General features: G+C 51.0%; 8 protein-coding genes. 5 read left to right on the top strand and 3 right to left on the bottom strand.

Features of this window, described 5'->3' with window-relative positions:
- Positions 1-65 precede the first annotated feature (65 nt).
- Positions 66-1562 (bottom strand): TolC family protein, encoded by a 1497-nt coding sequence (locus CWC46_RS08260; RefSeq protein ID WP_021017047.1) that lies wholly within the window; start codon positions 1560-1562, stop codon positions 66-68.
- A 46-nt stretch (positions 1563-1608) separates the two neighbouring features.
- The gene (locus tag CWC46_RS08255) at positions 1609-8778 is read right to left on the bottom strand and encodes an Ig-like domain-containing protein (RefSeq protein ID WP_101377484.1); all 7170 of its coding nucleotides are present in this window, start codon (positions 8776-8778) and stop codon (positions 1609-1611) included.
- Between the two features lie 342 nt (positions 8779-9120).
- On the opposite strand from CWC46_RS08255, the gene CWC46_RS08250 reads away from it, so the two are divergent.
- From CWC46_RS08250 to CWC46_RS23470, 5 genes are all read left to right on the top strand, one after another.
- Entirely contained in the window at positions 9121-9942 is an 822-nt protein-coding gene (locus CWC46_RS08250) for a phage tail protein (RefSeq protein WP_021017344.1), read from the top strand.
- Positions 9943-10275: 333 nt separating this feature from the next.
- Positions 10276-11049 (top strand): (S)-acetoin forming diacetyl reductase, encoded by a 774-nt coding sequence (locus CWC46_RS08245; RefSeq protein WP_021017345.1) that lies wholly within the window; start codon positions 10276-10278, stop codon positions 11047-11049.
- Between the two features lie 165 nt (positions 11050-11214).
- The gene (locus CWC46_RS08235) at positions 11215-12018 is read left to right on the top strand and encodes a helix-turn-helix domain-containing protein (RefSeq protein WP_021017346.1); all 804 of its coding nucleotides are present in this window, start codon (positions 11215-11217) and stop codon (positions 12016-12018) included.
- Between the two features lie 99 nt (positions 12019-12117).
- Positions 12118-12786, top strand: coding sequence for a B3/B4 domain-containing protein (locus CWC46_RS08230; RefSeq protein WP_021017347.1), 669 nt, complete (start codon positions 12118-12120; stop codon positions 12784-12786).
- Positions 12786-12917 carry a hypothetical protein gene (locus CWC46_RS23470; protein ID WP_021017348.1) on the top strand — a complete coding sequence of 44 codons (132 nt, stop codon included), beginning with the start codon at positions 12786-12788 and terminating at the stop codon, positions 12915-12917. The genes CWC46_RS08230 and CWC46_RS23470 overlap by 1 nt, the downstream gene beginning before the upstream one ends.
- A gap of 35 nt (positions 12918-12952) precedes the next feature.
- On the opposite strand, the gene CWC46_RS08220 is transcribed toward CWC46_RS23470, so the two are convergent.
- Positions 12953-13648, bottom strand: coding sequence for a DUF4336 domain-containing protein (locus CWC46_RS08220; protein WP_021017349.1), 696 nt, complete (start codon positions 13646-13648; stop codon positions 12953-12955).
- Between the last annotated feature and the right edge of the window lie 596 nt (positions 13649-14244).

Genomic DNA, 14244 nt, shown 5'->3' with positions numbered 1-14244 from the left:
ACCCACTAGCCTCGCGAAAAATCATCATAGATAGTCATTAGCGATGCCATGTTGATACTGTCGTATTACATGGCAATATTGCCTGCTGCCCAGTTCTTCTCTGTTTTATCCAGCGACCGGCTCACGGACGCGATATCGTTTAGCCCTTTACTATCAGCCAGCGGATCGAGCCCTACCGTCACAAAAATCTGGCTATAAGCATTACGTAGTTCCGCGTAAGCCAGATCGTTTCGCAAGGAAGTATTCACCGCATTCAGTTCCCCCTGAATTAACTGCAATTCACCAATGCTGCCTGCCTTATAACGATTACGCAGTTGTTCCAGAATTTTCGAATCCAGTTTTTGTAGTTCCCGCCCAGTACGGTATTGCCGCTGTGCTTCGCTAAAGTTGGCACGGGCTACATACAATTGCGCCATCACCGCCATCGACATCGCCTGACGACGAGCCTCTGCCACGGCTTCCCCAGCTTTCGCTACCCGATGCGCCGTCGGGCCGGAAAACAGATTAAACAGATTCCAGGTGACTTTTATCCCGGCATCCGCCCAACTTTGATTGACCAAAAACGAGTTGCTGTCGTAATTTCCACCGACGGACATTTCCAGTCCCGGCAGCATGCGTAACAGTGTTTTACGCGTTTCCGCCGCGCTGATCCGCACTTGATAATCCTGCTCGCGCAGTTCCGGACGGTTAACCAGTGCGGCTTTTTCCAACCGGTTGAAGTCAACATGCAGTGCCGGTTCCGGCATCTGATTTTCATCCGGTAACGCCAGCACATACTGGGTGCCTAATGGTAAATTCATCAAGGTCGCCAGTTCGGTCTTGGCTAGTGACAACGCCCGGCGCTGTTCTTCCAACTGCCGGGTAGCATCCAGCAATGCACGCTGATAAGTATAAGCTTCCACCAGATCACCGACTTTCTGAGTGGTCATTTTCTGGCTATTTTCCCGCGCCATGTTCACACGATCGATTAGTGCGTCAATCCGACTGAGCAACCGTTCCGCCGCCACAGCGCGCCAGTAGGCGGATTGCACGTCCTGTACAATGGTGTGTACTACTTTGCGTCGGCGTTCATCGGCAATCCAGCGCTGATCGGAGTGTTGTTGCGCCGTGACATAACTGACGCCAAAATCGAGAACATTCCAGACCATGGTCAAATCGGCGACACGACGGGTTTTATCCTGAGATGTAGAAGGTTCCAGAGACTGGCTTCCGGTTTCAACACTACGACTACTGGATGCACTGACGTTACTGCGTGTCACATACCCGGCCTCTGCTGCCAGTCTGGGTAACATATCAAAACTCGCCAGATCGAGCTGATTTTGAGACAACGCATGCTCCATCACCTTAACTCTGGCTTCAAGATTATATTTAAGCGCTCTGGCCATCGCGTCGTGCAATGTGATCGGTCCGGTTACCGGCTCCTGATGGCTAAACATTATGCTGAGGTCAGCGTTTGCTCGCCGCAGGCTTTCCGTTTTATTAATCGGCTTCGTGGACACGGTACAACCACTGATAACGAGCGCCACAACGCTGATACTGAGAATTTTCGGGCATTTATTCATATTGAAATTCCTTACCCTCGCCATTTTTTATTTTTACTGAGTTCATTTAAACCGATGGATTAACCTGCTGCAGTGCCCCGGCAAGTGATGCCAGTCGCTGATAGTCATACTCATCCAGGATTTTTAACTGCTGGCTAAACACCGGTGTCCCGAACACAGAGACCGGTACAGATCCAGAAGTAACGTGTGAACCAAATACACCCTGCCAACTACCTTGGGAAAAAGTAGACAGCGGTGTCATATCCGGTAGGGGAAGCTCGGTGAATAACCCCGACAAGGTAGAACGGCCACCCATTGATTGATTCAATGATGGAATACGGGTCGATACCACGCCCGACTCATGAGTCGCCACGCCATCACCGGCAAATATGGTGGCAATGTTGCCTGGTTGGGTTGCACCGCCACCTTGGGACGCAGGAGCGAATGCACTGGTAGTGCCCGCCGTCGTCCCACTCAATGAAGATGTCGCAAGGAACGGCACGGTCGCGTCCAGGGCACCACCTATCTCGGTAGGTGAGTTAATCAACACCAACTGTGATTGCGAACCAACCCCACTGATATTCGTCAGCGATTCTCCCTTGCCTCCTGAAGACTTGAATTCTGGATCGCCCGTCAAATCAACACTAAGGGTATTAACGCTGTAGTTCGGCGAATCAGTGGTGCCGCTGCCGCTGTTACCCGCCACATCCTGAATGCCAGTGTTATCCAGCGTGATCACATTGCTGGTATCGGTGATACTGGCAGTGGGCGTAAAGGTCGCCGTCCAGGTGACGCCGCCATCGGATGACTCGACATTGCCCAGCGTCCCATTGGCGACGGTCAAATCCGCGTTGGTAAAACCGGTCACCGCCTCGGAGAAGGTAATGGTCACCAATGACGTTTCGCCCGTTTTCAACGCGGTATTCGCCATGGTGATGGCAGCGGTAGGTCGCAGAGTATCAACGCTGTAATTTGATGAATCAGTGGTACCGGCACCACTATTACCGGCGGCATTCTGGAGTCCACTGTTATCCAGTGTGATCACATTGGTGGCATCATCGATACTGGCAGTAGGCGTAAAGGTCGCCGTCCAGGTGATGCCGCCATCAGATGATGCGACGTTGCTCAGCGAGCCATTGGCCACCGTCAAATCCGCATTGGTAAAACCGGTCACCGCCTCAGAGAAGGTAATGGTCACCAGCGAGGTGTCTCCTATCTTCAGCGCCGTATCCGCCATGACAATGGTGGCGGTGGGTCGTATTGTTTCAACGCTATAGTTCGCCGAGTCGGTGGTGCCACTGCCGCTGTTACCCGCCGTATCCTGAATACCGGTGTTATCCAGCGTGATTACATTGGTAGTATCGGCAATACCATCAGTGGGGGTGAACGTCGCCGTCCAGGTGATGCCGCCATCAGATGATGCGACGTTGCTCAGCGTCCCATTGGCGACGGTCAAATCCGCGTTGGTAAAACCGGTCACCACCTCGGAGAAGGTAATGGTCACCAGAGAAGTGTCACCTATCTTCAGTGCCGTATCCGCCATGGCAATGGTGGCGGTGGGTCGTACTGTTTCAATGCTGTAGTTCGCCGAATCGGTGGTGCCGCTGCCGCTGTTACCGGCTGTATCCTGAATACCGGTGTTATCCAGCGTGATCACATTAGTGGCATCGGTAATGCCGTCGGTGGGCGTAAAGGTCGCCGTCCAGGTAATACCGCCATCGGATGACGCGACATTGCTCAGCGTCCCATTGGCCACCGTCAAATCCGCGTTGGTAAAGCCAGTCACCGCTTCAGAGAAGGTAATGGTCACCAGCGACGTTTCATTCACTTTCAGCGCCGTATCCGCCATGGCGATGGCGGCGGTAGGCCGTACCATATCAATGCTGTAGTTCGCCGAATCGGTGGTGCCGCTGCCGCTGTTACCTACCGCATCCTGCACGCCGGTGTTATCCAGCGTGATCACATTGGTGGCATCATCGATACTGGCAGTCGGCGTAAAGGTCGCCGTCCAGGTTATACCGCCATCGGACGAGCTAACACTGCTCAGCGTCCCATTGGCCACCGTCAAATCCGCATTGGTAAAACCGGTCACCGCCTCAGAGAAGGTAATGGTCACCAGCGAGGTGTCTCCTATCTTCAGCGCCGTATCCGCCATGACAATGGTGGCGGTGGGTCGTATTGTTTCAACGCTGTAGTTCGCCGAGTCGGTGGTGCCACTGCCGCTGTTGCCCGCCGTATCCTGAATACCGGTGTTATCCAGCGTGATTACATTGGTAGTATCGGCAATACCATCAGTAGGGGTGAACGTCGCCGTCCAGGTGATGCCGCCATCAGATGACGCGACGTTGCTCAGCGTCCCATTGGCGACGGTCAAATCCGCGTTGGTAAAACCGGTCACCGCCTCGGAGAAGGTAATGGTCACCAGTGACGTTTCATTCGCTTTCAGCGCCGTATCCGCCATGGCGATGGCAGCGGTAGGTCGTACCATGTCAATGCTGTAGTTCGCCGAGTCGGTGGTGCCGCTACCACTGTTACCCGCCACATCCTGCACGCCGGTGTTATCCAGCGTGATCACATTGGTAGCGTCGGTGATACTGGCAGTAGGCGTAAAGGTCGCCGTCCAGGTAATACCACCATCAGATGAACTGACGCTACTAAGCGTCCCGTTGGCCACCGTCAGATCCGCGTTGGTAAAACCGGTCACCGCTTCGGAGAAGGTAATGGTCACCAGAGAAGTGTCACCTATCTTCAGTACCGTATCCGCCAGAGTGATCGTGGCAGTAGGACGCTGGGTATCAATGCTATAGTTCGCCGAATCAGTGGTGCCGCTGCCGCTATTGCCCGCCGCATCCTGCACACCGGTGTTATCCAGCGTGATCACATTGCTGGCATCAGCGATACTGGCGGTCGGCGTGAAGGTCGCCGTCCAGGTGACGCCGCCATCGGACGAACTGACGCTGCCTAGCGACCCATTGGCGACGGTCAGATCCGCATTGGTAAAACCAGTCACTGCTTCGGAGAAAGTAATGGTCACCAGCGAGGTATCACCTACCTTCAACGCCGTGTCAGCCATGTCTATCGTGGCGGTAGGCCGCACACCATCCACCTGGATGGCCTTTTGCGCGGAAATACCACTGGCGCCGCCAACCGTCGGCAGTGTCAGGGTCGCATCAAGGCTATTGCTGTCAATGATGGTGCCGCCGTTCAGCGATAGCGCCGAGGTACTGGTGTAATCCAGATCAGCGCTCAGATCGCCACTCTGGACGGTATAGGTAAATGTTAAGGTATTGCTGCCAGACCCCGAAAGATAGGTTGCCTGACGATCAGTGCTGCCAGTTTCCAGTAATAATGTCGGTGTACCGCCACTGGTATCCACCGTCACCGTATCATCGAATGTGACCGTCAGGAGGATGGTATCCCCGATTTTGTAGTCGCCGTTGGCCGAGCTGGAGCTGACGTTGGAAACCGCAGCGCTGTTCGGATTAACTGAAATAGTGACAGTATCCGTATCAGTCAGTGTACCGCCGCTGCCGGAGGCACCCTGATCGCTGGTCACTATTTGTACAGACGCACTGCCGTTATAAGCGCTGTCCGGCGTAAATACCATGCCATTAAGCGCATTATTAATGGACGTCAATGTTCCGGTAAACGTCATGGTGGCATCACTGGTGCCAGAACCGGTACTGAACGTCAAGCCACTCACACTGCTTAATGTCAGCACGCCATGCGTCGCAGTCAGCGTTATTTGCATATCGCTACTGCCAGCATCAACATCACTAATACTGATAAGGTTACTGTTGGCCGAATTGAACACCAGGTTGGTATTCTCCTGCGTGCTCTGAGACGCAGGCACCGAGTTAACCGGCGCATCATTCACTGCCGTAACCGCCAACGTCACTGTCGTCGAATCCGCTTCGGTGGTGCTGGTACCACTGGTGCCTGGATCAACACCGGTGTTTCCGCCATCATCAATGGTCACCGTCAGTGTGACATTACTGCTGGCGTTGCTGGCGGTGATAAAGGTGACATTACTGGCCGCGATAAACGCATTGATATTGGTAATCGACCCGCTCATCGTGAGCGTCGCCGTACCGCTGCCGGACACGGTAACACCACTACCGCTACTGGCCGTCAGTGTTCCAGACCCGACGGCAAACGTCGCGGTGACAGTAGCGCTGCCAGCATCGACATCCGCGAAACTGATCCCGGTAATGGCGGTACTGACATCCTCGTCAACGCTGATTGATGCAGGAGCCGAAAGCGTGGGAGCATCATTAATCGCCGTCACAGTTACGGTTGACGTTAATGACAATGATGATGTATCTACACCACTATTACTGGTACCCCCGTTATCAGTCACGCTGGTTAATGTGACCACCCGGCTGGCGCTAGTAGGATTTTCACTGTCGTTTCGGTAACTCATGCCATCCACCAAGGTAGTGGCCGCTGCACTGCTTATCCCCGCGACACTACCGAATGTCACGGTTGCCGTGCTGCCCGTAACACTGACACTATAGCTCATGCTGTTGGTAGCCGTGGTGCCGCTGTTACCGTTAGTGAGAGCGATGCTGCTACCGTCCACCACCAGAACTTCACTGCTGCCATCACTCAGGTTGCTCACGGTAAGTATTAATTGCGTAATGGTTTGCCCGGCTTCCACGGTACTGACGGTCACTGAACTGAACAGATCCACCGCGCTACCATTCTCGTTATACGATGGATCATTACCGGTCGCGGTGACAGTCGGCGCATCATTGACCCCCACCACACTCACCGAAACGCTGGAGCTGTTACTGGTCCCCCCGTCGCCATCATTCACCGTGATACTGACGGTACGGGTAGACGTTGAAGGATCAGAGGTATTGGTATTCTGATAATTCAAGGTACGCAATAATGCCTGCACCGCTGTGGGGGTGGCGCTGCTATTAAGCGTCACCACCAAATCGCTGCCACTGCTGCCACCGGTGTAAGTCCCAATGACAACGCCACCATACAACACACTACTGCCAGACAGACCGATTTGCCCGGCTTCAGTGCCCTGATCCACAATCCCCAGCACGTCTTCGCCACTCACGCCATTGGCTGTGATAGAGACCGTAACGTTGCCACCGTTGAAATCTGTAGAATCCGCATCGGTCACCGTGCTATCGCTGCCGGAATCGAGCAATACCGTGCTGCCGCCTTCGGTGAAGCTTACACTGTCGCCGTTAAGATTACTGACCACAGGTGCGGCATTGACGCCACTGACGGTAATGCCATTGCCGGTGAGATCCGCAATGCTGCCGCCGGTGATCGTCCCGTTCCAGTCATCCGCCGCCGCCAGGTTATAGGTAGTGCTACTGCTAGAAGAGGTTCCGTTCTGGTCCAGCAAGGCGTCAACACTGGCTTTGTCGGTCGAACCCAATGTCACGGTGAACGATGTGGCACTGGTAATTTCCACACTGCTGGTATCACTGGTGAGCGTATAAGTGGCACCGCCTTCCCCGGTGAAAGTCAGCTTCGTAATATCGACATCATTGTTAGCGCCGACCTGTTTGACCATGTTGGTACCGGTAACCGTCAGTACGCCGGTTGTTTCATCATAAGTTGATGAAGTAATTGTCGGCGTTTGAACATTACTGACAGTAATACCATTGCCCGTCAGATCCGCCGATGTGGTCTGGCTGGTATCCCAACTGGCTGCGGCGGCCAGATTAAGCGTGGTACTGTCAGCAGATGACGTTCCGTCCTTATTCAGTAACCCTTCCACATTCAATTGGTCAACCGCATTCAAGGTGATAGAGAAACTGGTGGCGCTGGTGGCTGTTACTGTACTGCTGGTCAACGTATAGGTATTGCCGCCTTCACCGGTCAGTGTCAGTTTGGTGGGGTCAATACTATCGCCCGTGACCATATCGGCACCGGTCACCGTCAGCACATTGGTACTGGCATCATAAGTGGCGGACGTAATCGTAGGCCCTGGCGACTGGATATTGCTCAAGGCCACATCATCGAAATCAATAGCATAGGGATCAGTGGCAGTTATTGTGACGCTGGATACGCCCTGAAAATCGGTATTCGCACTGAGATCGACGGTTTTGGTTTCCCCGGCGGTAATAAGCACCGAGTATGTCGCCCCGTTGGACGCCGTAAATGTGAAGGTATCGTTGGTATTGACGTTAAAAATCGTAATGGAGGAAAAATCAAAAACCTTTCCCGACACAGAGAAGACGAGTTGCGTTTCAAGAGCCGTTCCGTAATCCGTTGATAAAGTGACAGTACCACTAATATCCTGTCCGGATGTCGTGCTGCTATCAACTATCGAGACTGTCGTCGAGGTAATAGTTAACGTTTCGCCGCTTACCGTTTGGGTTACAGTTGTCGTTCCCACACCAGTGGTATCCGCTTCAAACCCAAAGGTCGCTGAGGTAGCCAGAAAATGGTCATAATTATCAACGGCGATGCTGCTGGTTTCGATATCACCAGTCTGGCTTTCCAGATTCCAGTTCCCGCCTTCGGACAGCGGCCCCGTCGCGTCAGTTGATGCCGCTACATCCGCGCCAGTAGCAATAGAAAGCGAGGTGATAAATGCCTGACCCTCACTCCCCTCCGCCACATCACAACCATAAAGCAGCAAATCACCGTCAGCAGTCAACGCACGGCCAATCGTGGCAAGTTCCGCCTGAACATCAGACGACTCCAGCGACGCGCTGGTTAACAGCGTACTCCCGAGATTCAGTGTTCCTTCAGAACCATGCGAGAAAATATGAATGGCATCATAACCGCTGTGTGTCGACGCCCAGGCGGCAATCTGCTGCAAGCCATCTTCACTACCATCAATCAACACCACTTCTACACTCGAATCGATGCCCGCCACCAGAGTTTCATAGTCCTCAACGGAAGTATCCACAAAGGCCACTTCTTTGTGTCCGGTGGTGGCGCTCTCTGTCGCCACTGCACTATCACTGGTCGCAGCACTGGAAGTTGATTGATCACTGCTATCTTGCGTGGTGTTTTCTGTTGAATGCGTATCGGTGCCAGAGTTATCGGTATCCGACGTTGTTGTCGCAGTATCCGACGCTGTTGCCGCAGCATCCGACGTTGTTGCCGCAGTATCAGCAACAGTGGCGGCGACTGCCCCATCAAATAACATCCGCGGCTCAAGCATATAAGCCAGCGGCTGAGAAACCGGCATTACATGATTTACAGGAGCCTGACTGTTAAGTTTTGAATGAGTAAACCAATTACGCCATAACATTGCATTACCCCTCTATTCCCATACCGCGCCGGATAATTTCACTACACTTTGTGTTCTCAGAGTGAAATGAACACCGCTCAGAGACAAGGCAATCGCATAAGAAGACATGCACACTCATCTCTCTATAATGGTATTTATTTAGCATTTAGCACCAATAAATAGAAATATTTATTAAAAAATATTTACCTTTTACTTACTAAATAGAGGGGAGTCACATTCCAATAAAACGCATTAACTGAAAAGGTTATGCACATTTCCATCAACTACACTGAATAATGATATCGTGGACATTAAAGTTTAGACACTTTATGTCACAAATAGACATAATTAGGAGATCCGGAAATGTTAAAGAAAATGACACAATTGCTACCTGTTTCTCCGGCTATCGTGCTGGTTGCAGGTATAGGTATCACGCCAGCTTTCGCATCAGCCTGTGGCACCGAACCGTTTATTGGTGAGGTCTGTACTTTCTCCTTCAACTATTGTCCGAATGGTTACCTCCCTGCCGATGGCCGGCAACTTCTCGTCAATTCTTATCAGGCGCTTTATTCACTGTTTGGTTATACCTATGGCGGCTCGGGCAACAACTTCGCCTTACCCGATTTACGCGGTCGTTCAGCCATAGGTGCAGGCTATCCAGGCTCATATGGCGCACAATTAGACACAGAATGGGGACAACGATATGGAAGTTCGACGACGACATTAGTTTCCAACCAGCTTCCCGCACATACTCACCCAGCAGTATTTACGCCAGTTAGTGGGTCTCAGACAGTGAATATCCCAGCCACGACGGGAAATTTAAACGTGAGTGCCTACTTGCCGGTGAGTACCAGCACAGGCACCACACCAACGTTGGGCACCGGGCAGACCGGTTATCTGAGTGGACTCAGCGGTAAATCAGGTTCATTAAGTGTTGTCTTCAACGGTCCGTATACCACCACTGACCCCAGTGCAGCGGGCCCGGCCATGTTACCGGCCAAAGTCAGCACTACAGGTAATGCAGGCACGGCCGCCACGACGACCACAGTTTCAACAATTACAGGTGGTGCGGTTGCTGTAGGCCCTAATTCAACTGCCTCAATACCTGTTTCAACGCAGTCACCCAGTCTGGGACTAAAAATGTGTATTGCCGTAGAAGGGGTTTATCCGGTAAGACCCAATTAATGCGGTAAAATATCTGAGACACATCAGCACGAGAATCAATGCTTTTTCATCGACATCTTTCTCGTGCTTCCCTAATGGATGTTCCCACATGGACACGATATCGATTTAATAATACCGGCCAGCACGTCCATATCCATCTGTTCATTTTCAGATATTGAGTGGCGAAATATACTCCAGCCAGGGAGAAACCCGATAAAAAATGCCATTCGGGCATTTTCTCTTCCAGACAGGTAATTTCATAAATTAATAATCAGCCATACTGACTATAAGTTTCTATTTTGAAACACCAGCGTTAGCGTTACTGCTGTCTTGTCCGGAAAATAGGGAACAAAAATGGGAAATAAAGTTGCATTAGTCACTGGCGCGGGTCAGGGGATTGGTAAAGCCATCGCATTGCGTCTTGCCAAAGAGGGTTTTTCCGTTGCCGTGGTTGATTACAACGCGGAAACAGCAAAACAAGTCGCCCAACAAATAGTAGCAATGGGCAGTAAAGCTATTGCCTTAACAGCGGATGTCTCCGATCGCGATCAGGTCTTCTCTGCCGTCGATAACGCCAGGCAACAACTAGGCGGGTTCGATGTGATCGTCAATAATGCGGGTATCGCCCCCACTACACCCATTGAGGACATCACGCCAGAAATCGTGGACAAAGTGTACAACATCAACGTTAAAGGCGTGATCTGGGGTATTCAAGCTGCCGTACACGCTTTTAAAACCCTGGGACACGGCGGGAAGATCATCAACGCCAGCTCACAAGCCGGGCATGTCGGCAACCCCGAACTGGCGGTATACAGCTCCAGTAAATTCGCCGTTCGTGGCCTAACGCAGACCGCCGCACGAGATCTGGCGCCACTGGGTATTACCGTTAACGCCTACTGCCCAGGCATTGTCAAAACGCCAATGTGGGAAAGCATTGACCGGCAGATTTCTGAGGCAGCCGGGAAGCCACTGGGTTATGGCACCGAGGAATTTGCCAAACGCATCACGCTGGGACGCTTGTCAGAACCGGAGGACGTCGCGGCCTGCGTGGCTTATCTGGCTGGCCCGGATTCAGATTATATGACCGGACAAGCACTGCTGATTGATGGTGGTATGGTATTTAATTAATATTATTTTTTCATTCTTCGGCACCGCAACAGACGTTGTGGTGCTTTTCATTATAGTGCCGACCTCAAAGCCGCCTTCCCCGCCTGCCACACTCATTACAGATACGCTATCGCTGCGGCTGAATTATGCTATTTATATAAACATTATTCTGTCAGAGGACTGGGCATGAGCAGAATCAACCAATCACACCCTTACCGTACGCTGATGCCCGGTTTGGAAGCGATGTATTTGGCTTCTGATATCAGCTTTCCTCGCCATGCCCATGAACAATTTGGCATTGGCGTTATTGCCCGCGGCGGGCATCGCTCATGGAGTGGCAAAGGATTGATTGAGGCCGGCCCCGGTAACGCCATTATGGTTAATCCCGGTGAAATCCATGACGGTTCGCCCATTGGCAAACAGCTACGAACATGGCGGATGCTCTACTTCACCCCTTCGTTGTTGGAACACTACCTGCCTCATGACATCAGCGGAGATATCGAACTCACGCGACCCGCCGTGTACGACCCCATCCTCTCACGGCTTTTCTCTCAATTTTTCGTCAGCGTAACCGATACCCTCGCTGAGCCGCTCATGGTGGAGGAACACGGCTTACTGCTACTCAATCACGTTCTGAATGCACATAGTACCCAACACACCAAAACGGAACACACCACGCCAGATATTGACAAAGTACGCCAGCGCCTCGATGACGCCCCGGAGCAACTCACCTCTTTGGCGGAACTCGCCGAAACCATCGGTATCAGCCGCTTCCAATTACTGCGGGCGTTTACCCGTGAGCTGGGAATTACACCACATGCTTATCTGATACAACGTCGGGTGCAGCTCGCCCGACAGTTATTGCTGTCCGGTAAAAGTCTCAGCGAAGCCGCCCTGGATGCGGGTTTTGCTGATCAAAGCCATATGACACGGGCTTTTACACGGCAAATCGGAATACCGCCAGGTCGTTTTAAAATGTCACAAACCTAATCTGTTCAACCTGCAATTTTATTCAAGACGCGCACTTCAGCGATGGCGATGATGGACCGAGGATAAAAATACGCATTCGGTCAATCGGCAGGTGGGCATATGAAACTGAGTTACACAGATGAGATGAAACAACGTTTTCCTGAGCGTATAACCGGCACGATTCAGTTGGCAGGTTTCATCAATAGAGGCGATTTCACACCGCTAATCAATCAATTCTATCGCATCGCCACAAACCGACTATGCCTGGCGCACGAAGGAGAATGGCCAGAAATTCAGGCCTGGCGCAAGGCGTTTACCAAAATGAAGCTGAAACCGACACAGTATCGTTGTGCCGCTGAAGCCCTGTTGCGTCGGTTTCGTAAAGAAGGCGAACTACCGCAGATCAATCCATTGATTGACCTGTGTAATGCCATTTCTCTTGCTTTTGGCATTCCTGTCGCCGTATTTGACCTTGATTGCGTATCCGGCGACCTGATGGTCCGCCACGCCAGAGGCAACGAGGTTTATCAACCCTTTTCGGGCGACATTGAACATCCAGATAAGGGGGAAGTGATTTTTTCCGACGATGCCGACCGGGCGCATGCCAGACGCTGGACAAATCGCCAGAGCGGCTACTCGGCCATCGATCATGGAAGTACCACGATATTGATAGTGGCTGAGGCCATGCACTCAACAGCGCAAGATGATATTCCCCGCCTGCTGGATGCTTTGCAGAGCGTGCTTAATAACGCCACATCTCATCCCACCCTCATCAGAGGGAAGTGCTGATGACATTCGATTTTTTACTCACCTCACTGCTGGTCGTCATCTCGCGCCCATCCATGCTGATCTGGATGCGCCGAAGTTTTGCCTTTGCCTTTGTTTTACTCGGCATAAAACTGGCGTCCTCAGCGCAATAAGCGCGATGTAATGGTGTATCGGCGGAGGAACAAGATTATTGCTCCAGGCTTAACCAGTGAAATGAACGCCGTAAAAACGGTTCTGCGTCATGATCGATGATGATCCCATGCGCCATGATTATCGTCTGCGGATGCCAATTCAGGATCTTTTCCATATGCTGCCTGGCTTCCGATTTGTTAAGCATAAAACTTAAACGCCAGTCCAACGGCATTTGTCCATCAGGCGCCAATATACCGGCTTCCTTTGCCAATAAGCGCTTCAGTGGACTAAACGATTCTGGCGCAAAATTTTCGATTAAGTCAGTCACGATAAGGGCTTTTGATGGTTTATGGAAAAATACGCACTCTTCCATGGCTGGCGAGCCGGTAAATAACAGCTGGTCTATATCCTCCGACCACGGCGCATTAAATGAAGGCGTAAAAATACCATCAAAAATAATGTCCTGACGTTTCTGTTGAACCTCATGAGTACCGAATACTTGTGCATCCGGATAATGCTGCTGCCAGTCTTTGAGGAACAGATGATGAAGCTGATTCGGCGCCACCAAATAACTGACAATCCCCAGTTCATCGACTTGTTTCTGTAGATGCGCCTCCAACCGGATTGGACTATGCACCCAAAGCGTGCCATCAGATAAACGTACCACCGTCATCCGGGTTGAATAAGGTAGCGTAAAAAAAGAAACCGTTTCACCGTTGAAAACCCAAATATTCTCACCAATTTTATTCATCTATTACTCCTGTAAATACACTGGAACTTATTCCTCTCTTCCAATGCACTCAACATGATGCGACGACATGCTTGCCGTTCATTGGCAACGCCGTAAAGATTATATGAAGTACGGCACGCTGACCCATTAAAATTTTCACGAAAAAACTAATTGAAATTAATGTTATGAAATTAAATAAAATTAAATAATATCAATCAATTACACTATCTAAATATTTTGAATTGTGTATTTTTTAATAAAGGTTACTTTTTATTATGCTTTGTCATTAGTTTTACTTACTTTATTTAAATTACAAATCAATTGCAATGTTGGTTTTATGTTACTGAAATAATAGATAACAGAGTAACAATTATAAATAATAACGATTTCCTGGTGTTTCGTTTTTTTATGGAGGGTGCTTTTATTATTTACAATCCAAGCACTAAATTATCGACAGCGATGAGATATATCAGTAGCGCTCGTCAGTGTGCTACTGGTAGGAATGAAAATTACGCGGCACCAAGAAAATACGTTCACGCTGTCGCGCTTGCCATTACCTGGAATCCACCTATTTTTAATATGAAGAGGTCGTTTGAATTAATAAACCGTCCGGCTAT

The sequence above is a fragment of the Prodigiosinella confusarubida genome, from assembly GCF_002847015.1.
Lineage (GTDB): Bacteria > Pseudomonadota > Gammaproteobacteria > Enterobacterales > Enterobacteriaceae > Prodigiosinella > Prodigiosinella aquatilis.
Note: the sequence above shows the minus strand (reverse complement) of the source record. Positions and strands in the feature narration are given on the sequence as shown.